Genomic DNA, 24368 nt, shown 5'->3' on the forward strand with positions numbered 1-24368 from the left:
GCCCTGTCCGGCGGCTCAGTCCCGGGCCATGCCCAGGACCGTCGCCTCCAGGTACTCCTCCGGCTCCTCGTACTGGCTCACATCGGCCGGGTTGTAGCGCGGGGTCTGCCGCGACCAGTCGAGGTTGCCGCGCATCCAGCTCTGCATGCCTTCCAGGTACGGAGTGAGCATCCAGGACAGCTGCGGGTACGCCCCCAGCAGCTCGGCCTGGGCGGTGAGGAAGCGCTCCGTCTCCGTCGTGATCTCGGCGCAGACGTGTCCGAGCGCCTGCCGCTCGCCGTAGCCGCGATGGTGCCGGACCAGATGGACGAGATTGTGGATCTCGCCGAGCACCTGCTCCTTCTCGTACGAGTACACGTCGTTGGCCCAGCACACGACGTTGCAGGAGGCCTCCAGCGCGGTGATGAACCGGGAGTCGTTGTGGATCGACTCGGGAGCCTCGATCCCGGCCACGATCTCTATCAGGTCCATGCAGACATGTATCGCGCCGGTGTGGCGCCGCTTGGCGATGTACGTCTCCTCGGACGGCACCACCCCGGCGGCCCGGTTCCCCGCCTCCCAGGTGGTGGTCGTCGTGAGATACGTGGTCAGGTGCCATCCGAACCGGGTGCGCCAGTGCGGGGCCGCTGTCGGCGTCGTCCGTTCCCACAGGTCGGCCAGGGCGACCACGGCGGCGGGCAGCCGCCCGTCCGGCAGTGGGGCCGGAGCGCCGCCCTCGATCACGGTCCGCATCAGCTCGACCACGTCCCGCACGCGCTCCGGGCTGCGGCCGAGATGGCCGTCGTCGAGCTGGTCGTCGACGAGAAACAGCCATACGAACCAGTCCGCGACGAGGTCGAGATTCTTGCTGTCGGCGGTCGGGTACACCATGCCGACGAAGGAACCGAAGTCCGCCTGCACGAAGCGGTCCCTGGCCGAATCACGGTGCACCAGACCGGTGTTGCGGGTCCACTCGCCGAGATGGGCCCGGGTGGCTCCGACATGCGGGTTGGTGCGCTGGGGGAACGGGCAGTAGATGTCCGGCAGTTCGCTCTCCACGGGTGGGTCGTGATCCTCTCCGGTCGTACGGGTACCGGAAGTTGTGACCCTTCCGGCTGTTCCTCCGGGGCGTAGTCGAGACCCACGGGACCTGCGGGTTTGAAGCTACCCGACCCCTTGTCACCAGGTCCAGGGAAGATGATCGCGAATGATTCGAATGCCTTTCGGGTAGGGTCCGCCGGCAAGGCAGGTTCCACTTGCCCGGGACGCCCGCCCGGTTTCCTCGGAGGAACATATGAACGCGGGTGCCCTTTGTTGTGTCTTCGTGGAAGCGACCTGCTCCGTTTCATATGAAAAAATGAGCGTTATGCGTTTTCTTGAGCCCGGTACTGGTCGTTACACAGAGTCCCCCTCGGTCCCGTACGACCTCACGTACGACGACGTCTTCATGGTCCCGGGCCGTTCGGCAGTCGGTTCCCGCCAGGGTGTCGATCTCTCCTCGCCCGACGGCACCGGCACCACCATCCCCCTCGTCGTCGCGAACATGACGGCCATCGCGGGCCGCCGGATGGCCGAAACGATCGCCCGCCGCGGCGGCATCGTCGTCATCCCGCAGGACATCCCGATCGAGGTCGTCACCGACGTCATCTCCTGGGTGAAAACGCGACACCTGGTGCTCGACACGCCGATCGTGCTGACCCCGGGCCAGACGGTCGCCGACGCCCTTTCGCTGCTGCCCAAGCGCGCGCACGGCGCGGGCGTCGTCGTCGACGAGGAACAGCGGCCGCTCGGTGTCGTCACCGAGCACGACCTGACCGGCGTCGACCGCTTCACCCAGCTCTCCGAGGTCATGTCCAAGGACCTGGTGCTGCTCGACGCGGACATCGACCCGCGTGACGCGTTCAACAAGCTGGACGGTGCCAACCGCAAGCTCGCCCCCGCGGTCGACGCGGACGGCCGGCTCGTCGGCATCCTCACCCGCAAGGCCGCTCTGCGCGCCACGCTGTACACCCCCGCCACCGACGCGGACGGCCGGCTGCGGATCGCCGCCGCCGTCGGGATCAACGGCGATGTCGCGGGCAAGGCCAAGCTGCTCCTCGACGCGGGTGTCGACACGCTCGTCGTGGACACCGCCCACGGCCACCAGGAGTCCATGATCAACGCGGTCCGGGCCGTCCGCGGGCTCGACCCGCAGGTCCCGATCGTCGCGGGCAACATCGTCGCCGCCGAGGGCGTGCGCGACCTCATCGAGGCCGGCGCGGACATCATCAAGGTCGGTGTCGGACCCGGCGCCATGTGCACCACCCGGATGATGACCGGTGTGGGCCGGCCGCAGTTCTCCGCCGTACTGGAGTGCGCCGCCGAGGCGAAGAAGTACGGCAAGCACGTCTGGGCGGACGGCGGCGTCCGGCACCCGCGCGATGTCGCCATGGCGCTCGCCGCCGGCGCGTCCAACGTGATGATCGGCTCCTGGTTCGCCGGTACGTACGAGTCGCCCGGCGATCTCCAGCAGTCCGCCGACGGCCGCTTCTACAAGGAGTCCTTCGGCATGGCGTCCGCGCGCGCCGTGAAGAACCGTACGTCGGAGGAGTCCTCCTACGACCGGGCCCGCAAGGCGCTCTTCGAGGAGGGCATCTCCACCTCGCGGATGTTCCTCGACCCGGCCAGGCCCGGCGTCGAGGACCTGATCGACTCGATCATCGCGGGTGTCCGCTCCTCCTGCACCTACGCCGGTGCGGCCTCCCTCGCGGAGTTCGCGGAGAAGGCGGTCGTCGGGGTGCAGAGCGCCGCCGGATACGCCGAGGGCAAGCCGCTGCACGCCAGCTGGAACTGATCCCGCGGCGCGATGACACAGGTGCCCCTCCCGGCCGCTCCGGCCCGGAGGGGCACCTGCGTTTCCGGGCTTCTGCGACGGGCTGTGCGGATGACCGCTTCCGGTCGTCCGACGCCGCCCCAATTGCCGTTCGGACTAAGTAACATGAAGCCCAATCAGCCGCTCGTTCCTCAGTGGTAAGGGATCTCATGTCCTTCTTCACCGACCTGGCCCATCAGTACATCGACGGAGAGTGGAGGCCGGGCAAGGGGTCCTGGGACATCATCGACTTCAACCCGTACAACGGTGAGAAGCTCGCCTCGATCACGGTCGCCACGGCCGACGAGGTCGACCGGGCGTACCGGTCCGCGCAGGACGCCCAGCGGGCCTGGGGCGACACCAACCCGTACGCCCGGCGGGCCGTGCTGGAGCGGGCACTGCGGGTCGTCGAGGAGCGCGAGTCCGAGATCGGTGACGCGATCGTCGCGGAGCTGGGCGGCACGCGGCTGAAGGCCGCCTTCGAGCTGCACCTCGCCAAGGAGTTCCTGCGGGAGTCGGTCCAGCTCGCGCTGCGGCCCTCCGGGCAGATACTGCCTTCGCCGACCGAGGGCAAGGAAAACCGCGTCTACCGCGTGCCCGTCGGTGTCGTGGGCGTCATCAGCCCCTTCAACTTCCCATTCCTGCTGTCCCTGAAGTCGGTCGCCCCCGCCCTGGCGCTCGGCAACGCGGTGGTGCTCAAGCCGCACCAGAACACCCCGGTCTGCGGCGGCACACTGGTGGCGAAGGTGTTCGAGGAGGCCGGGCTGCCGGCCGGCCTGCTGAACGTCGTGGTCACCGACATCGCGGAGATCGGCGACGCCCTGCTGGAGCACCCCGTACCGCAGGTCATCTCCTTCACCGGCTCGGACAAGGTGGGGCGGCACGTCGCCACGGTCTGCGCGGCGAACCTCAAGCGCGCCGTGCTCGAACTCGGCGGCAACAGCGCGCTGATCGTCCTCGACGACGCCGATCTCGACTACGCCGTGGACGCGGCCGTCTTCAGCCGGTACGTGCACCAGGGCCAGGTCTGCATGGCCGCCAACCGGATCCTGGTCGACCGGGCGGTGGAGAAGGAGTTCACCGAGAAGTTCGTCGCCAAGGTCGCCTCGCTCAAGGTCGGGGACCCGGCCGAGCCGGACACCGTGATCGGCCCGCTGATCAACTCCTCGCAGGCCGAGGCCATTTCCTCGCTCGTCGACCAGACCGTGGCGGCCGGTGCGACGGCCCTGCTGCACGGCCGGGCCGACGGCAATCTGGTGAGCCCGTCCGTGCTGACCGGACTGGCCGCCGATTCCCCCGTCCTGTCCCAGGAGATCTTCGGGCCGGTCGCGCTCATCGTCCCGTTCGACGGCGAGGACGAGGCCGTACGAATCGCCAACGACACCCCGTACGGCCTGAGCGGCGCGGTGCACACCGGCGACATCGAGCGCGGTGTACGGGTCGGGCAGCGCATCCACACCGGCATGATCCACATCAACGACGGCACGGTCCACGACGAGCCCATCGTCCCCTTCGGCGGCGAGAAGAGCTCCGGCCTCGGCCGGCTGAACGGCGAGGCCATGATCGAGGCCTTCACCACCCAGAAGTGGATCTCGGTGCAGCACGGCCGTTCGCGGTTCCCGTTCTGACCGGTCGCACACCGCCGTGAGCGCGCCCGGGCGGGCGCCGTCATGGTCTACTTCGGGGGCGGCCCGTGCCGCCCCCGACACCGGCCATCGCAGAGAAGTGAACCGCCCGAAGTGCGCCTGAACGACCTCGACGAACGCATCGTCCACGCCCTCGCCGAAGACGCCCGGCGCTCCTACGCGGACATCGGCGCGATGATCGGCCTGTCCGCGCCCGCCGTGAAACGCCGGGTGGACCGGCTGCGCGCCGAGGGCGCCATCACCGGTTTCACGGTCCGGGTCGACCCGGCCGCGCTGGGCTGGGAGACCGAGGGGTTCATCGAGATCTACTGCAGCCGCAACACCTCGCCGGAGGCGATCAAGCTGGGGCTCGCGCGCTATCCGGAGATCGCGTCGGCCTCCACGGTGACGGGGGAGGCCGACGCGATCGTGCAGGTCTTCGCCGCCGACATGCGCCACTTCGAGCAGGTCCTGGAGCGGATCGCGGGCGAGCCGTACGTGGAGCGGACGAAGTCCGTCCTGGTGCTGTCGCCGCTGCTGCGGCGGTACTCGTCGGGCGCGCCGGAGTAGGTTCCGCGCGCCGGGCCGCATGAGACCCACGTCACCCTTTTGACCTGCGAAGACGCCCCACGCAATGAATCGCCGCCGGTGGCCCCGGGCACGCAATGGATCGACGGTGCACGCGCAACACTCGCGCCTTGTCCCCCACGAGCGGCGGACCGTACCTTCGATACGTCCCCGCCAGCCCGCACCGTCCGAGGTCAGCCATGCCGCCGTTGCGCACCGCCCTGCTCCAGAACTCCGGACTCCCCGGGCACGTGGCCGAGAACATCGAGGTGCTCGACGGAGCGGCGCGGCGGGCCGCGGACGCCGGAGCGCGGCTCCTGGTCTGCCCCGAGCTGTTCCTGACCGGCTACGCGATCGGGGCCGAGGTGCCCCGGCTGGCCGAGCCGGCCGACGGGCCGTCCGCCCTGGCCGTCGGTGAGATCGCCGCCCGGCACGGACTCGCCGTCCTCTACGGGTACCCGGAGCGCGCGGGCGAGCGGGTCTTCAACGCCGCACAGCTCATCGGCCCTGACGGGACGCCGCTCGCCAACTACCGCAAGACCCATCTCTTCGGCTCCTTCGAGCACGAGTGGTTCACCCCGGGCGAGCAGACGGTGGTCCAGGCAGAGCTGGACGGCGTACGCATCGGGATCATGATCTGCTACGACGTCGAGTTCCCGGAGAACGTCCGCGCCCACGCACTGGCCGGCACCGATCTGCTCCTGGTGCCCACCGCGCAGATGCACCCCTTCCAGTTCGTCGCCGAGTCCCTCGTGCCGGTCCGCGCCTTCGAGAACCAGATGTACGTGGCGTACGTCAACAGGACCGGTCCGGAGGGCGAGTTCGAGTTCGTCGGGCTGAGCTGCCTGGCCGGTCCCGACGGCGCCGTCCGCAGCCGGGCCGGCCGCGGGAAGGAACTGGTCGTCGGCGAGGTGGACCCCGCGCTGCTGAGCGCCTCGCGGACCGCGAACCCGTATCTGCGCGACCGCCGCCCCGGCCTGTACGGCTCCCTCGTCTGAGCCCGCCCCACCGTTCCACTGTCATTCGCGCAAGGAGTCCCTACCCCATGACGTCCACGGTGCCCAACGCCGTCCAGCACACCGACGCCGCCGAGCCGATCACCATGTTCGGGCCGGACTTCCCCTACGCGTACGACGACTTCCTGGCGCACCCCGCGGGCATCGGGCAGATACCCGCGACCGAGCACGGCACCGAGGTCGCCGTCATCGGCGGCGGTCTCTCCGGCATCGTCGCCGCGTACGAGCTGATGAAGATGGGGCTCAAGCCCGTCGTCTACGAGGCGGACGAGATCGGCGGCCGGCTGCGCACCGTCGGCTTCGACGGCTGTGACCCGGAACTCACCGCCGAGATGGGCGCGATGCGTTTCCCGCCGTCCTCCACCGCGCTCCAGCACTACATCGACCTGGTCGGCCTGGAGACGAGGCCGTTCCCCAACCCGCTCTCCCCGGCCACCCCCTCGACCGTCGTCGACCTCAAGGGCGAGTCCCACTACGCCCGGACCATCGACGACCTGCCGCAGGTCTACCGCGATGTGATGGACGCCTGGAACCGCTGCCTGGAGGAGGGCGCGGACTTCTCCGACATGAACCGCGCGATGCGTGAGCGCGATGTGCCGCGCATCCGGGAGATCTGGGCGAAGCTCGTCCAGAAGCTCGACAACCAGACCTTCTACGGATTCCTCTGCGACTCCGACTCCTTCAAGTCGTTCCGGCACCGGGAGATCTTCGGCCAGGTCGGCTTCGGCACCGGCGGCTGGGACACCGACTTCCCCAACTCCATCCTGGAGATCCTCCGCGTCGTCTACACCGAGGCGGACGACCACCACCGGGGCATCGTCGGCGGCAGCCAGCAGCTCCCGCTGCGGCTCTGGGACCGCGAGCCGCAGAAGATCGTCCACTGGCCGCTCGGCACATCGCTGTCCTCGCTGCACAACGGCGAGCCGCGCCCCGCCGTGACCCGGCTGAACCGCACCGCCGGCAACCGGATCACCGTCACCGATGCCACCGGCGACATCCGCACCTACCCGGCCGCGATCTTCACCGGGCAGTCCTGGCTGTTGCTATCGAAGATCGACTGCGACGACGCGCTCTTCCCGATCGACCACTGGACGGCGATGGAGCGCACCCACTACATGGAGTCGTCCAAGCTCTTCGTCCCCGTCGACCGGCCGTTCTGGCTCGACAAGGACGAGGCCACGGGGCGGGACACCATGTCGATGACGCTCACCGACCGGATGACCCGGGGGACGTACCTCCTGGACGACGGCCCGGACAAGCCCGCCGTCATCTGCCTCTCGTACACCTGGTGCGACGACAGCCTGAAGTGGCTGCCGCTCTCCCCGAACGAGCGCATGGACGTCATGCTCAAGTCGCTCGGCGAGATCTACCCGGACGTCGACATCAGGAAGCACATCATCGGCAACCCGGTGACGGTGTCCTGGGAGAACGAGCCGTGGTTCATGGGCGCGTTCAAGGCCAACCTGCCGGGCCACTACCGCTACCAGCGGCGGCTGTTCACCCACTTCATGCAGGACCGGCTGCCCGCCGACCGCCGGGGCCTGTTCCTCGCGGGCGACGACATCTCCTGGACGGCCGGCTGGGCCGAGGGCGCCGTACAGACCGCGCTCAACGCCGTGTGGGGTGTGATGACCCGGTTCGGCGGCGCGACCGATGCGACGAACCCCGGCCCGGGCGACGTCTTCGACGACATCGCCCCGGTCGAGCTCCCGGAGGACTGAGAGGCGTTACGGCCTTCCGTCAAGCGGGCCGGCAGACGCTGCGCTGCCGGCCGAGGCCCGCGATCTCGACCTCCATCACATCGCCCGGGCCCAGGTAGGGGAAGCGGCCGGACAGCGCCACGCCCTGCGGGGTTCCGGTGTTGATGATGTCGCCGGGCTCCAGCACCAGATACTGCGACAGGTGGTGCACCAGGTGCGCCACGCTGAAGATCATGTCCGCGGTGGAGGAGTCCTGCCGGGACTCACCGTTGACGTAGCTGCGCAGCCGCAGCTGCTGCGGGTCGCCGGCCTCGTCGGCCGTCACCAGCACCGGGCCCAGCGGGTTGAACGTCGCGCAGCTCTTGCCCTTGGACCACTGCCCGCCCGACTCCTCCAGCTGGAAGGTCCGTTCGGACACGTCGTTGCTGACGGCGTAGCCCGCGATGTGCGCGGCGGCGTCGGCGGGGGAGTCGAGGTAGGAGGCGCGGCGGCCGATGACGACGGCCAGCTCCACCTCCCAGTCCGTCTTCTTCGAGCCGCGCGGGATCAGCACGTCGTCGTACGGGCCGACGACGGTGTTCGGCGACTTGTAGAAGAGGATCGGCTGCTCGGGCGGCTCGGCCCCCGACTCCGCCGCGTGGGCCGCGTAGTTCTGGCCGATGCAGAGCAGCGCGGAGGGCCGGGCCACGGGGGCTCCGATCCGTTGACCGGTGATGTCGGTCTCCGGGAGCACCGGCTCGGCGGGCATCAGGTGCGGGTTGTCGGCGAGCGCGGCGAGGAACGCGCCGTCGATGTCGTCGGTGATGCCGGACAGGTCGTAGTGACGGCCCTCGGGACAGACGAGGACCGGGCGCTCGTGGCCCGGCTCGCCGATGCGCATCAGTCGCATGTGGTGAGATCTCCTGAACGGTACGGGTGTTGAGGGCGCTCGGCCCTTGTACTGCTCTCAGTGCAGACGGGCGAGGGCGTCGGCGGTGACGGCGTGCACCGGGGGGCGCCCGGCGAGCAGCCGCAGCACCTCGTTGACGGCGCTGGCGCCCAGCCGCTGCCGGCACTCGACGCTGCCCGCCGCCTGGTGCGGGGTGAGCAGCACGTTCGGCAGGGCACGGAACGGGTGGTCCACGGGCAGCGGCTCGGCGTCGAAGACGTCGATCGCCGCGTCCAGCCGGCCCGTGGCCAGCTCGGCGAGGAGCGCGTCCTCGTCGACCAGCCACGACCTGGCGGTGTTCACCAGACCCGCCCCGTCCGGCATCAGCGCCAGCTGCTCGGCGCCGATCATCCGGTGGGTCTCCTCGGTGACCGGCGCGTGCACGGCCACGACCCTGCTGCGCGAGAGCAGCGTTTGGAGGGGTACGGACTCCACACCGAGTGCCTCGGCGTCGGCGGCGGACAGGTACGGGTCGGTGACGCTCACCCGTGCCCCCATCGCCCGCACCAGGGCGATGTAGGCGCGCCCGGTGCGGGAGGCGCCGATCACGCCGATGTCGCTGCCGTGGATCTCGTGGCGCGGCGGGGCCTCGCTCGCCGCCGCCCACTCCTGCCCGCCGCGCAGGGCATGGTCGAAGCGGTGGACGCGGTGGAGCAGCGAGAGCGTGAACGCGAGCGCCACCTCGGCGACCGGGCGGGCCATCTCGTCACCGGCCTGGGTGACCAGGATGCCGCGCCGGAACACGTCCTCGGTGACATAGGGGGCGACCGCCGAACCGGTGTGCGCCACCAGTTCCAGCCGGTCCGCATGCTCCAGCAGCCCGGCGTCCACCTTCGGCGCCCGCCACGAGGTGATCAGCGCACGGGCGCCGGGCAGCGCGGCCGCGACCGCCGCCCGTGCGCGGTGGTCGTCGACGACGATGAGTTCGGCCGCCCGCTCCAGCTCCCGCCACACCTCGGCGGTGAAGAACTGGGCGCGCAGGCCCGGCGGTACGGCGACGACCACCCGGGAGCGGCCGTCAGGATCAGGAGAGCCAGGCATCGAGGTGCTCCGCAACGAAGGCGTCATCGGTCAGCCAAGGGTAGGCCGCGGCCACCCGGCTGATCTCCTCGGCCTGTCCGGGGGAGAGCGTCTCGGCCGGGTCCAGACACCGGATGTTCGCCAACAGGCCCTGGCGGCGCAGCACTTCGTGGACCCCGGCGATGCAGCCGCGGAACGCGCCGCGCACATCGAAGACCGCGCTGTTGGCATCGGTCAGCTCGGGGCGGCGGGCCAGGCAGCGCACCATCGCCTCGTGGTCCCCGCCGCGGGCCTTTCGGACATCGTCCAGGAGCGTCACCGCGGAGCCGGTCCACACGGCCCACTGGCCGAGCAGCCCGCCCGCGAACCAGCGCGGCCGGCCGGCCGCCGTCTCGTACGGGGTGAGCAGATCACCGATGATGTCGTCGTCGTTGCCGGTGTACAGCGCCACCTCGTCGGCCCGGTCGGCGGCGGCCACGGCCCGTATGACATCGGCGGTGCGGTAGCGGTCGAACGGGGCGATCTTCACCGCGGCCGTGTTCGGCAGATCGGTGAACGAGGACCAGAAGTGCGGCGACAGATAGCGTCCGCCGACCGCCTCCTGGAGGTAGAAGCCGATCACCGGCAGGACTTCGCCGACCGCCCGCGCCCGCTCCAGCAGCCCCTTCTCGTCCGCGCCGGGCACGGCGGGGCTGAGCAGCACCGCGTCGTAGCCGAGCTCGGCGGCGGTCTCGGCCTCCGACACGGCCTGCGCCGTGTAGCCGCAGGCACCGGCGACCTTGATGAACGGACGGCCGGCCTCGGCGTCGATCGTCTCGGCGGCGAGCTCCAGGACCGGCCGGAACAGGCCGACCTCCGGTTCGCGGATCTCGAACTGGGTGGTGTGCACGGCGACGGCGACGCCGCCCGCGCCCGAGGCGAGGTAGTAGCGGGTCAGCGCACGCTGCCGGCGCTCGTCGAAGGAGCCGTCGTCGTGCAGGGCGAGCGGATGCGCGGGGATCACCGCACCGTGGGCGAGCGCGTCCAGGGCGGGGGTCGACACCGGGGAGGGAGTGGACATGGAGTGGATCAGAACCTTCCGTCACGGACCTGGAACTTGGTGGGCTTGCCGGACAGCGGCAGCCCGCGGCGCAGCCAGTCGGCCTGCCACTCGACGAGGGTGCGCAGCGTGACGTCCGGGTAGCCGAACAGCGCGTGGCAGCGGCTCGCGTCGGAGAGCAGCGCGGTGGGCGCCTCCTCGCCGGCGAACACCGGCTCCTTGCCGAACTCCTGACCGAACCAGTGCGCGAGCCGCCGTACGGAGGCGGTCTCGGGGCCGGTGAGGTTGAGGGTGAACGCCTCGCCGTCGGTGGCGTGCAGCAGCGAGCGCAGCGCGACCTCGTTGGCGTACCCCTGCCAGACCACATTGGCGTGACCGGTCGTCACATCGACGGGCTCGCCGGCCTGTACGCGGTACGCGATGTCGGCGAGGACGCCGTAGCGCAGGTCGACCGCGTAGTTGAGGCGGATGTTGGCGACCCTGGTGCCACGGGTCAGTGCCGCGTGGCCGAAGATCCGCTCCCGGCCCAGGCACGACATGGCGTACTCGCCGACCGGACCGACCGGGTCGCTCTCGGTGCAGCCGCCGGAGGAGACCGGTACCAGCGGGTACACATTGCCGGTGGAGAACGCGGCGATCCGCGCCTGCGACCAGCGGCGCGCCACCCGGTCCGGCATCGCGGCGTTCACCGCCCAGGCGTGCGAAGGGGCCCCGGCGGAGCCGAACTTGGCGCCGACCATGAAGACGACGTTCCCGGCGTCCGGCAGCTCTGCCAGATCGGCGGCCGGGTCCATCAGGTCGAAGGCCACGGTGGAGACCCCGGCGGCCTCCAGCTCGTCGGCGGCGGACTTGTCGGACCAGCGGGAGACCGCGTACACGGTGACGTCCTGGCGGCCCGCGGCGTCCAGCGCGCGGCGGGCGAGCCGGCACAGGCTGGGGCCCATCTTGCCGCCGGCGCCGAGCACCAGCAGATCGCCTTCGAGACGGCCGAGATCGGCGACGAGCGCGGGGGAGGGGGTGGCGAGCCGCTCTTCGAGCGCGGCCTCATCGGTGAACATTCGTAGCTATCCCTTGATTCCGGACGCGGTGACGCCCTCGGTGAAGTAGCGCTGGCCCACCATGTACGCGGCGAAGATGGGCACGAACGCGATGACGGAGCCGGAGAGCACCACGTTGAGCGGCACGTTCTGCTGCTGGAGCGAGGCGATGCCGACGGTGAGGGTGCGCATGTCGGTGGACTGGCCGATGACCAGTGGCCACAGGAAGTCGTTCCAGTGCCACAGGAAGACGAAGACTCCGAGGGTGGCCAGGATCGGCTTCAGCAGCGGCAGCACGATCCGGTAGAAGATCTGCCACTCGTTGCAGCCGTCCAGCCGGGCCGCCTCGAAGAGTTCGTCCGGCAGTCCCTGGATGAACTGCCGCATCAGGAACACCGCCTGGGCGTTGGCCAGGGTCGGCACGATCAGACCCCAGTACGTGTCCACGCCGCCCAGCTTCGCGATCATCGCGAAGGTCGGGATCATCGTGACGTGGTAGGGGACCATCACCATCGACAGGAACGACCAGAACATCGTCTCCCGGCCGGGGAAGCGCTTCTTGGCGAAGGCGTACCCGGCGAGCGAGGCGAGCAGCAGCACGCCGACGACGGAGACGACCGAGTAGATCAGTGTGTTGAACAGCCAGCGCGGTACGTCCTGGGCGTTCATGACGGTGTCGTACGCCTCGCCGGTCAGCGGCCACGGCAGCAGGCTGCCGGGGAACTCGACCGCTGCGGACGGCTTCAGGGAGAGCACGACCATCGCGTAGAACGGGAAGATCGTCACGATCGCGGCCACCGTCAGCAGGACGGCGCGGCCGATCCGGCCGGCCCGGGTGGGCCGCATGCCGTACGGGACGGTGTCCTGCTCGGAGAGTTTGCGCAGCTTGCGTTCGGCGCGGCGGGCGGCCCGGTCGGGGGTCGCGGGGGCCTTCGGCGCGGGCGGGGTCCCGGGCGGGGTCTCGGTCTGGGCGGGTGCTGCGGTCATGGTCACTGGTCCTTCCCGATCACGAGCCGCTGGATCACCGCGACCACCACGGTCAGCGCGAAGAGCGCGACGCCGATGGCGGAGGCGTAACCCAGGTCGAAGTACTTGAAGCCCGCGTCGTAGAGCTGGAAGACGAGCGTGTAGCTGGCGTTGGCGGGGCCGCCGCCGGTCATGGTGTAGACCGCGTCGAAGACCTGGAACGAGGCCGTCGTCTCGATCACGGCGAGGAAGAACAGGGCGGGCTTGAGCTGCGGCAGCACGATGTACCGGAACCGCTGCCAGGGGCCCGCGCCGTCGGTGAGCGCCGCCTCCTCCAGCTCGCGGGGGATGTCCTGCATCCGGGCCAGCAGGATGAGCATCCCGTATCCGAAGCGGGACCAGACGCCGATGATCGCGAGCGCGGGCAGCACCAGCACGTCGTCGGAGAGCCAGGAGCCCTCGGACATCCCGAACCAGCTCATCAGGGTGGACCACGGCCCACCGGTCGAGAAGATCCAGACGAAGACGGTGGCGGCCAGCACCAGCGAGGTGACGACCGGCAGGAAGAACACCGAACGGAAGAACTTGGCGCCGCGGAACGCGCGGCGGGTGATCAGCGCCAGGGACACCGACGCGATCAGCGTGCCCGGCACCGCGAGCACGGTGTAGAGGACCGTCACCTTCAGCGCCTGCCAGAACAGCGGGTCGTCCCACAGGCGGGTGAAGTTGTCCAGCCCGATGAAACTGCCACCGCCCGTCAGGGAGTAGTCGGTGAAGCTCATCAGCACCCCGGCGATGCCCGGACCGAACCGGAACGCCAGGAAGAGCAGGAAGCACGGAAGGACGAAGAGCAGGCCGATCCGGGCCTCGCGGCGCGCCTGCGGCCCGCTGCGACGGCCCCGGCGGGTTGGTTCCGCGACGACTGCCACGGGGATCTCCTTGCGGTACGGGGGAATTGCGGGGGGTCGGGGGGGGAGTGCCCCCCCGGGAGGAGGGAACGGTGCCCGGGTCGGGGTGCGGCCTGACCCGGGCACCGCGCCCGGTCAGCGGCCGAGCATCGCCTGTGCGGCCTTCTGCGCGGCGTTCAGCGCCTCCTGCGGGCTCTTCTTGCCCAGCAGCGCCGCCTGGATCTCCGGCGCGAGCACGCCCTGGACCTCACGTGCCTTGTCCTGGAGCGGACCCACGTCCATGGTCGGCAGCGTGGCGCCGACCGCGGTCTGGAGGGCGTCGCCCGGGTACAGGTCGCCGCCGGACTTGCGGGCCGGGAAGTAGCCCGCACCCTTCTGCAGGCCGGCCGCGTTCTTGGACTCGGCGACGAAGTTCAGCCAGTCGCCGGTGTTCTTCTTGTCGGCGCCCTTCAGCATCGACAGCGCGCCGACGGTGCCGTAGCCGACCGACTTCGCGTCCTTCAGCGGAGGCTGGACGACGATGTTCTCCTTGCCCCAGAACGGCTCCACGTCCGCCGGGGTGTTCTGCCAGGTGCAGGCCACCTTGCCCTTGGCGGTCGGGGTCTGCTCCAGCTTGGGCGTGGTGGTGACCAGGTCCTTGTCGGTGTAGCCGCCGTCGACCAGCTTCTTCAGGTACGTCAGCGCCTTGACGCCGGCCGCGTCGTTGAAGGTGACGTTCTTGCCGTCCTCGGAGAACACGTCGCCGCCGGCCTGCCACAGCAGCGGGTAGAAGGTCATGTTCAGGGTCTGCTGGGTGTCACCGCTGTAGCTGGTGGCGTAGTAGCCCTTCTCCTTCAGCTTCGGGGCCAGTGCCTCCAGCTCCGCCCAGCTCGTCGGGTAGCTCTTCTCACCGATCGCGGCGAACACCCGCTTGTCGCAGATCAGCGGGTTGGCGCTGGTCAGGACCGGGGTGCCGAGCGCCTTGCCGTCGACCGTGACGGACTTCAGCGCGAAGTCGGTGTAGTCCGACTTGGCGTCGGCCGGCATGTAGTCGTCGGCCGGAACGATGCTCTTGGCGTACTTCGGGAGCTGGTCGGGGATCAGGTAGACCGCGTCCGGGCCCTTGCCGGAGGCGATCGCGGTGGCCAGCGCGGTGTCGCGGTTGGCCCACGGGAAGGTCTCCACCTTCACCTTGACGCCGGAGTGCTCCTTCTCGAACGCCTTGACCAGGCCGTCCCAGTAAGCCTTGTTCTTGGCCTCGTCGAAGATGACCGGGTAGGTCCACATGGTGACGGTGTTGTCGTCGCTGCCGCTGCCGCTGCCGGAACAGCCGGCCAGCACACCGGCGGCGAGCGCGGTGGCCACCACGGGGGCGGCGACGGCGCGGACTCTGGAACGGCGGGTGAGGAGACGGGACATGAGGTGGTCCTCCGAGGACGTGAGGGTGGGGCGGGAAGAGGGCGAGCCCGGTCCGGTCCGAACGACCGGCCCTTCAGGGGGAGTCACTGCGCCGGAACCGTCTGGACGGTGCCGGTGTGCCGGGCACGTTCGGCGGCGAACGCCGCGAGATGACTGCCGAGCGAGGTGGCGGGACCGGAGCGGACCGCCCCGGCGTCACCCGTGGCGACGGCGGTGACGAACGCCTCGACGAGCGCGGCGTCCCCGCCGCCGTGCCCGTCGGCCGCGTTCGAACCGGACGCGCCGAGTTCATGGACGGTGGTCTCGCCGGTACGGAAGTCCTGCACCGTGACCCGCTCGCCGTCGCCGATCAGCCAGCCGTGCGAGCCGAAGATCCGGGTCTGGCGGTGCGTCTGCTCGGTGAACGCCACCATCTGGAAGGTCGCGGTCACCCCGTCCGTCAGCTGCATGGCCAGGACCTGGTGGTCGACCACGTCGTTGTCGCTCCGGTACACGCAGACGCCGTACGGGCCCTCGCGCAGCGCCTGCACGAGACCGGCCTCGTCCTTCGCCTCGGTGACATGGGTGACCGGCCAGACCGCGCCCTTCTCGCGCAGCGTCGGCATGTAGAGCTTCAGCGCGCTGTACGGGCAGTCGGGCTCGACCGCACAGTCGAGGCAGCGCTCGGCGGACCCGGCCGGGGCGTTCGAAGGCTGGAAGTGCTTCAGCCCGCCGAAGCTGGAGACCTGCTCGATCCGGCCGCCCATCACGTATGTGATCCAGTCCAGGTCGTGGCACGACTTGGCGAGCAGCATCGGGGAGGAGTCCTTCTCGCTGCGCCACGGCCCGCGCACATAGCTGTGGGCGTAGTGCCACCAGCCGACCGGCTCCAGATGGTCGAGGGAGACCAGCTGACCGAGCACTCCGGAGTCCACGACCTCCTTCACCAGGTCGGTGTACGGGGTGTACCGCATGACGTGGCACACCGCGAACAGGACTCCGGCCCGCTCCACGCCCTCGACGATCCGCCGGGTCTCCTCCTCGGTCGGGGCGAGGGGCTTCTCGGCGAGGATCGCGTAACCGGCCTCGGCCAGCGCCAGCACCGGTTCCACATGGAAGCGGTCCTGGGTGGCGACGACGACGGCGTCGGCGATGCGGTTCTCGACCAGCGGACGCCAGTCGTCGAACTCGACGGGTGCGCCGGCCGCGGCCCGCGCCGCGGGGCGCGGATCGGCGACGGCGACGAGCTCGGCGCGCTCGGGGTGCGCCTTGATCCACTCGGCGTACGTCAGACCGCGGTTGCCGGCGCCGACGAGCGCGACCCGTACGGGCCGGCCGGTGATCGGGGTATGCGTGGACACGGGAATCCCTGGTGCTCGATGGGGTGATCAGATGCGCAGCGTGGCCGCGGTGTGGGCGACGCGCTCGCCCTCGTCCGGCAGTGCGGTGCGCTCGGTGCCGTCCTCGACGCAGCCGGTGTGCAGCAGGTGGCTGTCGCCGGTGAACGCCGCGGGCCGCAGTTCGAGCCGGCCGCCGGTGAAGGTGGAGCCGGTGGCCCGGTAGCGGTTGGGGCCCTCGGTGACCAGAACATGGGCGGTGCCCTTGGGCGCGGTCGAGTCGAGGCCGGTGAGCTGCCAGTCGACGGTCCGCCCGGAGCCGGTGCGGGCGAGCAGGGCGCCGTCCTTGTTGGTGCCGCTCAGCCGGGTGCCGTCGACGCGCAGCCGCTGGTCCTTCGCCGAGGTCAGCTTCAGCCCGGTGTCGCGGAGCTCGCCGCCGAGCACGGTGATGTCGGCGTGCGCGAGCGAGACGGGGGCGGTGTCCTTGGACCCGGTCAGCGTGCACTGGTCCAGGGTGAGCGGGCCGGTGCCGTTGAGGACCGCGCCGTCGACGCCCTTCAGGACGCTGCGCTGGATGGTGAGCGGGGCGGTGACGTTGGCCTGGGTGATCTCCGCGCCCGCCGCGAACGCGAACGAGGAGTCGGCGATCACATTGGGCCGGGCGGAGAGGTCCGAGGCCCGGGAGACGATCAGCGGACCGGTGGCCGTACAGCCGCGCATCTGCACACCGTCGGCGTTGACCCAGAGCATTCCGGAGCCGGCGAGCGACTTCTTGCCGATGACCAGGACGTCCTCCAGGGTCAGATCGGTGATCTTGACCCGGGCCACGAACCAGGAGCAGGCGTGCCGGCGTACGGTGATCCGCTTGGCCCTGCCGCCCCAGGCGGCACCGGAGTTGGCGAAGGTCATCAGCCCGGAGTTGCCGGTGTAGACGAGGTCGTGCTCGAACTGACCGTGCGTCACGAACGGGCCCTCGTCGTCACCGTCGCCGTGGCAGTTGGTGACGTAGCAGTAGGCGGAGGCCGTGAAGTCGTTGAGGTGACGGGCGTTGGAGGTGTGACAGTCCTCCACGTGTCCGTACAGGCAGTAGATCTGCTGGGTGAGGTAGCCCGCGCCGCCGTAGGTGACGGACTTCGGGTTGGTCAGCGAGCACTGCTCGGTGCGGTAGTACGTGCACCAGCGGCGCATCACGACCGGCCAGAAGGTACCGATGGCCTCGATCCCGGAGACGTCGCAGCGCACCGCGTACTCGTACGCGACCGGGTGCGAGCCGGTCATCTCGTCCTCGCCCCAGCCCTCGAAGACCATGTTGCGGACGTGGGCGCGGTCGACGGGCTCGATGCGGGTCCAGCTCAGCTTGCGGCCCGCGGCCAGGTCCCAGCCGATCTGGTAGTTGACCCGGACGTGCGTCGAGTCCACGACGTCGGTGATCTGGACGAGACGCTGGATCTCCTTCTCGTACTTGCCCGCCAGGGCGTCGATCTCCACGGCCCACCACTGGCCGACGGCGAACTTCGACGAGTCGCCGACCTCGAAGAGGTCCGAGAGGTCCGGCATCGCGGCGCTCAGCGCGTGTTCGACGGTGGTGTCGGTGACGGTGCCGCGGAAGGAGAGGACGGCGCCGAAGGGGTTGTCGTGGGTGTTCTTCTCGATGCCTTCGGTGCGTATGCGGTGGCCGCCGAAGTCGAGTTCGATGTTGGAGCGGTTCCAGAGGTGGCGTTGGGTGAAGAGGAGGTCGGTGTGGGCTTCGATGCGGTGGACGCTCTTGTCGGCGATCATCGTGTCGAGTGCGGCGTCGGCGGGGGTCTTCGCGTCGAAGTGGCCGAAGGTGCGGAAGTCGAGGGTTCCGGTGTGGAGCTGGTGCCAGCGGCCGGTGCCGGTCTTCGCGGGGGCTATGACGGTGCCGCCGTTGTGTGCGGCTTCGGACTTCCTGTCCCATCGCACGGCCATGGAGCCGCCGTCGCCGGGGGTGTGGTATCCGGCGATCAGGACCTGGGTGCCGTCGTCGAGCGGCTTGGTGTTCAGCGCCCGGAGTCCGGCGACGGTGTCGACACGGAGCACGTCACCGGTGGGGGCGGGTGCGGCCTGGGCGGAGCCGGCGGCCACGGCCGAACCGGCCATGACCAGACCGGCCAGACCCGAAGCCCGCAACAGATTCCGGCGGGACGAGGCGGAGGTGTGGTGGTGCGGAACGCTCATGCGGACTTCGCCTTCCGAGAAGTGCGACAAGTGAGGGAGCGTTCCTGCGGGGGACTGCCATGAGGCGGATGGCTGAAAAGGGTCCGGCCGTTGGATGTTCAGGTGCGATGGGCAGGCGCCGGAACCGGGTCGGAAGGGGTAAATCGCCGGTGACCATGGAGTGTCATCGCGGTTGGCAGGGAACCTACGGCGGGTTGAGCCGTTTGGTCAAGACCCGAATTCGTCGGAATGCGACGCGTCGGTGTCCGATTCGGCCCCGTCCGCGTCGTCGACCCAGCCGAGCGAGACGCTGATCCGGCGGGCCGCGTCCCGCACCTGGCCGCCCAGTTCCTGGTAGCGCCAGGCCGGCAGGCCGAGCTTCAGGCCGGTGATGGAGACGGCCCCGGCACACACCGAACGGTCGTCGAAGACCGGCGCGCCGATGCAGATGATGCCCTCGGCGTCCTCCTCGTCGTCCAGGGCGTAACCGACCCGGGCTATGTCGCGCAGATGCGACAGGAAGGTCGCCGGGTCGGTGATCGTGCGGGAGGTGCGCCGCGGCAGCCCGAACCGCTCGACGACCGCGGCCGCCTCGCTCGGCGGCACGGCGGAGAGCAGCGCCTTGCCCAGGCCCGTGCAGTGCGGCAGCTCGCGCTGCCCCATCCGCAGATCGAGCCGGACGCGCTGGTCGAGCTCCACCTGGTCCACCACGACCGCGTGGCCGTCCTCGGGGACGGCGAGCCTGGATGCCATTCCGGTGGTCCGGGTCAGCTCGCGCAGCACCGGGTGGGCGACGCCGCGCAGCGACACCTGGGAGCGGGCCCGGTCGCCGAGCCGGGCCAGGCTCATGCCGAGCCGGTAGCGGCGGTTCATGCCCTCGCCGTCGTCCGAGACGAGGCCGTAGGCGCGCAGGGTCTGGAGCATGCCGAAGGCGGCGCTCTTGGAGATGGAGCAGGCCTGGCCGACCTCCGTGACGCTCAGGCCGTTCCCCTGCGCGGGGGCGGCGAGCGCCTCGAGGATGTCCGCTGCCCTGGCCACGCTCTTGACCCAGTACTTCGGTTCTTCTGGGGCAGCACTGTTCGTCATAGCAGAACAGCCTAGTCCCTCAGGGGGGCCGGAATGCGCGTTCTCTGTGAAGAAGGCGCGGAAACGGGCCTTCTGGGGCCCGGAAAGGTCTTGACCGGCCCCGAGGCCGGACGTAATATCCAGGCACTGTTCTGCTCTACAGAACAGCGTTCGGAAAAAGCGAAACGCACCACCCCAAGCACCACGGATCATCCCCTTCCTGCGGCGACTGCCGGGCGGATGGCGCCAGGGATTCACGGGCCGGGCAGGGCCTGCGAAGACCGACGACTCTCGACGCAAGGAGCAAGCGATATGAGTTCAGGCCCGGTGGGCAACGAATCCGGAGCCCGACTCGCCGAGCGCGCCCGCCAGGTCGTACCCGGCGGCGTGAACAGCGGTCAGCGCAGCGTTCCCGGACTGACCGACCTGGTCGTCACGGGTACGGACGGCGCGCGGTTCCGTACCGCCGACGGACGCGAGTACACCGACTTCCACTCGGCGTTCGGGCCGCCCCTGCTCGGCCACAACGACCCCGACGTGGCCCGCGCCACCGCGGAGGCCGGCGCCACCCTCGGCCACATGGGCGTCGGTGTCACCGAGGGCGAGGTCCTCCTCGCCGAACAGCTCACCGAGCTGATCCCCTCGATCGAGAAGGTGCTGCTCACCAGCACCGGCAGCGAGGCCACGTTCCACGCGCTGCGCGTCTCCCGCGCCGCCACCGGCCGCCGCCTGGTCGTCAAGTTCCAGGGCTGCTACCACGGCTGGCACGACGCGGTCAGCCTCAACGTCATCTCCGCACCCGAGAAGGTCGGCGGCCACGACCCGATCTCGACCGGCATCCTGCCCGAGGTCCTCGAAGCCACCCTCGTCCTGCCGTTCAACGACAGCGAGGCCGTCCGCCGCACCTTCGCCGAGCACGGCTCCGACATCGCCGCCGTGATCGTCGAGCCCGTCCCGCACAACGTCGGCGCGCTCCTGCCGTACCAGGAGTTCCTCACCACGCTGCGCGAGGAGACCACGAAGGCCGGCAGCATCCTGATCTTCGACGAGGTCATCACCGGCTTCCGCCACGACATCGGCGGCTGGCAGAAGATCTCCGGCGTCACCCCCGACCTCACCACCCTCGGCAAGGCCATCGCCAACGGTGCCCCGGTCGGCGCGATCGGCGGCCGCGCCGACCTGATGGACCTCTTCTCCACCCGCCCCGGCGCCCCCGCCTTCTTCGCCGGCACGTACAACGGACACCCGTCCGTCGTCGCCGCGGCCCTCGCCACCCTGCGCAAGCTCCGCGAGGAGCCGGTCCACGAGCACGTCTTCCGGCTCGGTGAGCGCGTCCGCACCGAACTGACCGGACTGTACGAGCGTCTCGGCGTCCCCGCCGTCGTCACCGGCTACGGCTCCGTCTTCGTCAGCTACTTCATGCCGGGCGAGGCCCCCCGCACCTACGCGGACCTGCTGAACAACGACGCCTCGCTCTTCGTCGGCTACCGCCGCAAGCTCCTCGACCACGGTCTGTTCGAGCTGCCGCTCAACCTCAAGCGCAGCCACATCAGCTACGCCCACACCGACGCCGACGTGGACCGTCTCATCGAGGGCACCGAGGCCGCGGTCAAGGCCGTGCTCGCCGACGGCGGCGCCCGCGACCTGGAGAACACCTCCACCATGGGCGGGGCGACCCGCTGATGCTGACCGTAAACCGTACCCGTCCGGCGGGCCCCGCGGGCCGGATCACCCGCGTCGAGACCCTGATGCTCGGCACCTCCTGGCGCGACTTCGGCTATGTCCGGGTCCACACCGACGAGGGCCTGAGCGGCATCGGCGAGATCACCCACCCCTACCGGGTCCGCGAGGTCTGCGCCCTCACCGAGGCACTGGCACAGCGACACCTCATCGGAGCCGACCCCTTCGACATCGAGGAGCTCTGGCTCCGCGTCTACCAGGGCGACTTCCTGCGCGGCGGCGACATGGGCGGCATCGCCCTGTCCGGCCTCGACCAGGCCATGTACGACCTGATGGGCAAGGCGCTCGGCGTCCCCGCCTACCGGCTGACCGGTGGTGCCTGCCGCGACGACGTACGCGTGTACGCCAACGGCTGGTACACCGGCGAGCGTGAGCCCGAGACCTTCGCGGCCAAGGCGAAGGAGACCGTGGCGAAGGGCTTCACCGCCCTCAAATTCGACCCGTTCGGCCCCGGCCTCCATGACCTGGAGCGCGCCGAACTGCGCCGCTCCGTCGACCTGGTGGCCGCCGTCCGCGAGGCCATCGGACCGGACGTCGACCTCTTCATCGAGGGCCACGCCCGATTCGCCATGCCGACCGCGGCCCGGCTGGTGCGCGAGCTGGAGCCCTTCGACATCGGCTGGTTCGAGGAGCCGATGCCGTGGACGCACATCGAGCGCTACGCGGAGCTGCGACAGCGCGCCGCGTTCCCGATCTCCGGCGGTGAGCACTTCCACAACCGCTACGAGTACAAGCAGCTCTTCGCGACGAACGCCGTCGACATCATCCAGCCCGACCTCTCCATGGCCGGCGGCTTCACCGAGGTCAGGAAACTCGCCGCGATCGCCGATACCCATGGCATGCTCGTCGCCCCGCACAACTCGAACTCGCCGCTCTGCACCACCGTCTCGGTGCACGCGACGCTCGGGATCCCCAACTTCAAGATCCTCGAAACCTTCGACGGACTCCTGGAGGACTACGTCTTCGACGCACTCAAGGGCACCCTCCCGATCGTCGACGGCCGCATCGGCCTGCCGACCGCACCGGGTCTCGGTGTCGAGCTCGTCGACGAGGTCTTCGAGGAGCACCCGCCCAGCCACCGCTTCTGGAACATGTTCGCGGACGGCTGGGAGAAGCGGAACCGGACATGATCGTCGACGTCCACTCGCACCTCTTCCGGCACAGCCACGACTTCACCGACCCGTTCAGGTCCGACTCCGCCCGCGCCCACGCGGGCGAGGTCGACCTCACGGTGAAGTGGGAGGAGTACGCCGCCACCGCACCCGAGGGCACCCGCACGATCGTCGTCGGCGGCAAGGCGCGGCGCAGCGGCCTCTGGGTCGACGACGCCGCCGTCGCCTCGTACGCCGGAGCACACCCCGACCGGCTCATCGGCTACCTCTCGCTCGACCCCACCCAGCCCGGCTGGCAGGACGAGCTGCGCCACGGCCACCAGGAACTGGGCCTGCGCGGCATCAAGCTGATGCCGATGTACGCGGGCTTCGACCCGGCCGCCGAGGAGTACGACGAGCTGTACACCTACGCCGAGCGGCACGGACTCCCGCTCCTGGTGCACACCGGCACGACCTTCGTGTCGAGCGCGCCGCTGGAGTGGGCGATGCCCCGCCACCTGGACGCGGTCGCCATCCGCCATCCGGAACTACGGATGGTCCTCGCCCACCTCGGCCACCCCTTCGAGGGCGAGTGCATCGCGGTCATCCGCAAGCACCCGCATGTGTACGCGGACATCAGCGCCCTGCACTACCGGCCCTTCCAGCTCTGGCACAGCCTCCGGCTCGTCCAGGACTACGGGGTCTTCGACAAGCTGATGTTCGGCAGCGACTATCCGTTCACGACGGTCGACGACTCGGTGAAGGGGCTGCGGGAGATCGCCCGCATCCCCGGCATCCCCGGGCTGCCGCCGCTGGACGTGGACGCCGTGGAGGAGATCATCCACCGGCCGTCGCTGGACCTGCTGGGACTGAACGGCTGATCCGGCCGTTCCTCCGAACCTGCCGGTACGGTGCCGGGGTCATCCCCCTGTCGCCCGGTACCGACCGGCAGCCGGGCCGCCGCGCCCATCACCCAAGTGTCCCAGCGCGGCGGCCCGGACCCCTCCGGCGATCAGTACCGGACCCGACCCACCCCTCTCCGTACCGCTCCGCCTGGAGGAACCCCGCCATGACCGCAGCCGTCCCGCCCCGCGGAACCGACCGCTTCGATCTGACCGGCCGCACCGCGGTCGTGACCGGCGCCGCCCGGGGCCTGGGCCGGTCCTTCGCCGTCGGTCTGGCGGAGGCGGGCGCCGATCTGGTCCTCGTCGACCTGCCCGGTGCCGAGGGTGTCGCCGAGACCGCGGCGGCGATCGAGTCACTCGGCCGTGGCTGCCGGACGTACGGCCAGGATCTCGCGGACATCGACGCGCTGCCCGGCTTCGTCGACGCCGTACGTGCCGAGGCGGGACCGCTGCACATCCTGGTCAACAACGCGGGCACGGCGGCGCTGGAACGCTTCAACGAGATCACCCCCGCGAGCTGGTCGCACATCATGCGGGTCAACGTCGACGCCGTGTTCTTCCTCAGCCAGCGCATCGCCGAACACATGACGGCGGACTCGGTCGCGGGCCGCATCATCACCATCACCTCGAAGAACGCCCTGGTGGCGGAGGCCGGCCTGGCCCACTACAACGCCTCCAAGGCCGCCGCCCAACTGCTCACCGAGACCCTGGCGGTCGAACTCGCCCCGCACGGCATCACCGCCAACACCCTCGCCCCCGGCATGGTCGAGACCCCCATCGACGGCGAATTCCCCTTCGACCGGGAGGCCTTCGAAGCCGCGTACCGCGAGCGCATCCCGCTCGGCAGGTACGCCCAGCCCGACGAATGCGTGGGCGCGCTGCTGCTGCTGGCCTCGGACGCCGGGGCGTATCTCACCGGGGCGCGCATCGTCGTCGACGGGGGAGTGCTGGCCGACCAGATGCCGCGTATGCGCTTCATGCCGCAGTACCGCAACACGATCTGACCGCGACCGACCGGCAGTCGGTCCCACCGAGCACG

Annotated in this window: 20 protein-coding genes; 9 read left to right on the top strand and 11 right to left on the bottom strand. The window is 70.1% G+C overall.

The window, feature by feature from the left end; all coding sequences use genetic code 11:
- Positions 1-15 precede the first annotated feature (15 nt).
- Positions 16-1038 (bottom strand): terpene cyclase, encoded by a 1023-nt coding sequence (locus tag OHA19_RS32885; RefSeq protein ID WP_405752525.1) that lies wholly within the window; start codon positions 1036-1038, stop codon positions 16-18.
- A 307-nt stretch (positions 1039-1345) separates the two neighbouring features.
- Between OHA19_RS32885 and OHA19_RS32890 the strand changes: the two genes are divergently transcribed.
- The 5 genes from OHA19_RS32890 to OHA19_RS32910 all read left to right on the top strand — a co-directional run bounded on the left by OHA19_RS32890 (position 1346) and on the right by OHA19_RS32910 (position 7759).
- Entirely contained in the window at positions 1346-2812 is a 1467-nt protein-coding gene (locus OHA19_RS32890) for a GuaB1 family IMP dehydrogenase-related protein (RefSeq protein ID WP_405710704.1), read from the top strand.
- Positions 2813-3000: 188 nt separating this feature from the next.
- Complete coding sequence (locus tag OHA19_RS32895; protein ID WP_405710703.1) at positions 3001-4458, top strand: aldehyde dehydrogenase family protein; 1458 nt, start codon at positions 3001-3003, stop codon at positions 4456-4458.
- 111 nt (positions 4459-4569) lie between these two features.
- The gene (locus OHA19_RS32900) at positions 4570-5025 is read left to right on the top strand and encodes an Lrp/AsnC family transcriptional regulator (RefSeq protein ID WP_405710701.1); all 456 of its coding nucleotides are present in this window, start codon (positions 4570-4572) and stop codon (positions 5023-5025) included.
- A 197-nt stretch (positions 5026-5222) separates the two neighbouring features.
- Complete coding sequence (locus tag OHA19_RS32905; RefSeq protein WP_405710699.1) at positions 5223-6020, top strand: carbon-nitrogen hydrolase family protein; 798 nt, start codon at positions 5223-5225, stop codon at positions 6018-6020.
- A gap of 47 nt (positions 6021-6067) precedes the next feature.
- Entirely contained in the window at positions 6068-7759 is a 1692-nt protein-coding gene (locus OHA19_RS32910) for a flavin monoamine oxidase family protein (RefSeq protein ID WP_405752528.1), read from the top strand.
- A 19-nt stretch (positions 7760-7778) separates the two neighbouring features.
- Here OHA19_RS32910 and OHA19_RS32915 read toward each other — a convergent pair whose 3' ends face one another.
- From OHA19_RS32915 to OHA19_RS32960, 10 genes are all read right to left on the bottom strand, one after another.
- A complete protein-coding gene (locus tag OHA19_RS32915; protein ID WP_405710695.1) occupies positions 7779-8627 on the bottom strand; it encodes a fumarylacetoacetate hydrolase family protein in 849 nt (282 codons plus the stop codon).
- A gap of 57 nt (positions 8628-8684) precedes the next feature.
- Positions 8685-9707 carry a hydroxyacid dehydrogenase gene (locus tag OHA19_RS32920; protein ID WP_405710693.1) on the bottom strand — a complete coding sequence of 341 codons (1023 nt, stop codon included), beginning with the start codon at positions 9705-9707 and terminating at the stop codon, positions 8685-8687.
- Positions 9691-10746 carry a dihydrodipicolinate synthase family protein gene (locus OHA19_RS32925; RefSeq protein ID WP_405710691.1) on the bottom strand — a complete coding sequence of 352 codons (1056 nt, stop codon included), beginning with the start codon at positions 10744-10746 and terminating at the stop codon, positions 9691-9693. Before OHA19_RS32925 ends, OHA19_RS32920 begins: the two co-directional genes overlap by 17 nt.
- A gap of 8 nt (positions 10747-10754) precedes the next feature.
- The gene (locus OHA19_RS32930) at positions 10755-11783 is read right to left on the bottom strand and encodes an NAD-dependent epimerase/dehydratase family protein (protein WP_405710689.1); all 1029 of its coding nucleotides are present in this window, start codon (positions 11781-11783) and stop codon (positions 10755-10757) included.
- Between the two features lie 6 nt (positions 11784-11789).
- On the bottom strand, positions 11790-12749 hold the full coding sequence (locus OHA19_RS32935; RefSeq protein ID WP_331749745.1) for a carbohydrate ABC transporter permease: 960 nt from the start codon (positions 12747-12749) through the stop codon (positions 11790-11792).
- A 2-nt stretch (positions 12750-12751) separates the two neighbouring features.
- A complete protein-coding gene (locus tag OHA19_RS32940; protein WP_405710687.1) occupies positions 12752-13657 on the bottom strand; it encodes a carbohydrate ABC transporter permease in 906 nt (301 codons plus the stop codon).
- Between the two features lie 114 nt (positions 13658-13771).
- Positions 13772-15034 carry an extracellular solute-binding protein gene (locus OHA19_RS32945; protein ID WP_405752530.1) on the bottom strand — a complete coding sequence of 421 codons (1263 nt, stop codon included), beginning with the start codon at positions 15032-15034 and terminating at the stop codon, positions 13772-13774.
- Between the two features lie 83 nt (positions 15035-15117).
- Positions 15118-16374, bottom strand: a complete 1257-nt coding sequence (locus OHA19_RS32950) for a Gfo/Idh/MocA family protein (protein WP_405710683.1) — start codon at positions 16372-16374, stop codon at positions 15118-15120.
- 27 nt (positions 16375-16401) lie between these two features.
- Positions 16402-18549, bottom strand: coding sequence for a peptidase C14 (locus OHA19_RS32955; RefSeq protein WP_405710681.1), 2148 nt, complete (start codon positions 18547-18549; stop codon positions 16402-16404).
- A 207-nt stretch (positions 18550-18756) separates the two neighbouring features.
- The gene (locus OHA19_RS32960; protein ID WP_405710679.1) at positions 18757-19614 is read right to left on the bottom strand and encodes an IclR family transcriptional regulator; all 858 of its coding nucleotides are present in this window, start codon (positions 19612-19614) and stop codon (positions 18757-18759) included.
- A 291-nt stretch (positions 19615-19905) separates the two neighbouring features.
- Here OHA19_RS32960 and OHA19_RS32965 point away from each other — a divergent pair, with 291 nt between their 5' ends.
- From OHA19_RS32965 to OHA19_RS32980, 4 genes are all read left to right on the top strand, one after another.
- Complete coding sequence (locus tag OHA19_RS32965) at positions 19906-21276, top strand: aspartate aminotransferase family protein (RefSeq protein WP_124718885.1); 1371 nt, start codon at positions 19906-19908, stop codon at positions 21274-21276.
- Entirely contained in the window at positions 21276-22463 is a 1188-nt protein-coding gene (locus tag OHA19_RS32970; protein ID WP_405710677.1) for a mandelate racemase/muconate lactonizing enzyme family protein, read from the top strand. Before OHA19_RS32965 ends, OHA19_RS32970 begins: the two co-directional genes overlap by 1 nt.
- A complete protein-coding gene (locus OHA19_RS32975; RefSeq protein ID WP_405710675.1) occupies positions 22460-23305 on the top strand; it encodes an amidohydrolase family protein in 846 nt (281 codons plus the stop codon). Before OHA19_RS32970 ends, OHA19_RS32975 begins: the two co-directional genes overlap by 4 nt.
- Positions 23306-23493: 188 nt before the next feature.
- The gene (locus OHA19_RS32980; RefSeq protein WP_405710674.1) at positions 23494-24333 is read left to right on the top strand and encodes an SDR family NAD(P)-dependent oxidoreductase; all 840 of its coding nucleotides are present in this window, start codon (positions 23494-23496) and stop codon (positions 24331-24333) included.
- Positions 24334-24368 lie beyond the last annotated feature (35 nt).

Origin of the sequence: Streptomyces sp. NBC_00012 (genome assembly GCF_045040875.1) — a bacterium.
In the GTDB taxonomy this organism is placed as follows: domain Bacteria; phylum Actinomycetota; class Actinomycetes; order Streptomycetales; family Streptomycetaceae; genus Streptomyces.

Bases quoted from the DNA above. Each gene is read 5' to 3' on its own strand.
- OHA19_RS32980 (WP_405710674.1), top strand. From the start codon at position 23,494: ATGACCGCAGCCGTCCCGCCCCGCGGAACCGACCGCTTCGATCTGACC.
- OHA19_RS32910 (WP_405752528.1), top strand. From the start codon at position 6,068: ATGACGTCCACGGTGCCCAACGCCGTCCAGCACACCGACGCCGCCGAG.
- OHA19_RS32945 (WP_405752530.1), bottom strand. From the start codon at position 15,034: ATGTCCCGTCTCCTCACCCGCCGTTCCAGAGTCCGCGCCGTCGCCGCC.
- OHA19_RS32965 (WP_124718885.1), top strand. From the start codon at position 19,906: ATGAGTTCAGGCCCGGTGGGCAACGAATCCGGAGCCCGACTCGCCGAG.
- OHA19_RS32960 (WP_405710679.1), bottom strand. From the start codon at position 19,614: ATGACGAACAGTGCTGCCCCAGAAGAACCGAAGTACTGGGTCAAGAGC.
- OHA19_RS32955 (WP_405710681.1), bottom strand. From the start codon at position 18,549: ATGAGCGTTCCGCACCACCACACCTCCGCCTCGTCCCGCCGGAATCTG.
- OHA19_RS32895 (WP_405710703.1), top strand. From the start codon at position 3,001: ATGTCCTTCTTCACCGACCTGGCCCATCAGTACATCGACGGAGAGTGG.
- OHA19_RS32970 (WP_405710677.1), top strand. From the start codon at position 21,276: ATGCTGACCGTAAACCGTACCCGTCCGGCGGGCCCCGCGGGCCGGATC.
- OHA19_RS32905 (WP_405710699.1), top strand. From the start codon at position 5,223: ATGCCGCCGTTGCGCACCGCCCTGCTCCAGAACTCCGGACTCCCCGGG.
- OHA19_RS32915 (WP_405710695.1), bottom strand. From the start codon at position 8,627: ATGCGACTGATGCGCATCGGCGAGCCGGGCCACGAGCGCCCGGTCCTC.
- OHA19_RS32920 (WP_405710693.1), bottom strand. From the start codon at position 9,707: ATGCCTGGCTCTCCTGATCCTGACGGCCGCTCCCGGGTGGTCGTCGCC.
- OHA19_RS32935 (WP_331749745.1), bottom strand. From the start codon at position 12,749: ATGACCGCAGCACCCGCCCAGACCGAGACCCCGCCCGGGACCCCGCCC.
- OHA19_RS32890 (WP_405710704.1), top strand. From the start codon at position 1,346: ATGCGTTTTCTTGAGCCCGGTACTGGTCGTTACACAGAGTCCCCCTCG.
- OHA19_RS32925 (WP_405710691.1), bottom strand. From the start codon at position 10,746: ATGTCCACTCCCTCCCCGGTGTCGACCCCCGCCCTGGACGCGCTCGCC.
- OHA19_RS32930 (WP_405710689.1), bottom strand. From the start codon at position 11,783: ATGTTCACCGATGAGGCCGCGCTCGAAGAGCGGCTCGCCACCCCCTCC.
- OHA19_RS32975 (WP_405710675.1), top strand. From the start codon at position 22,460: ATGATCGTCGACGTCCACTCGCACCTCTTCCGGCACAGCCACGACTTC.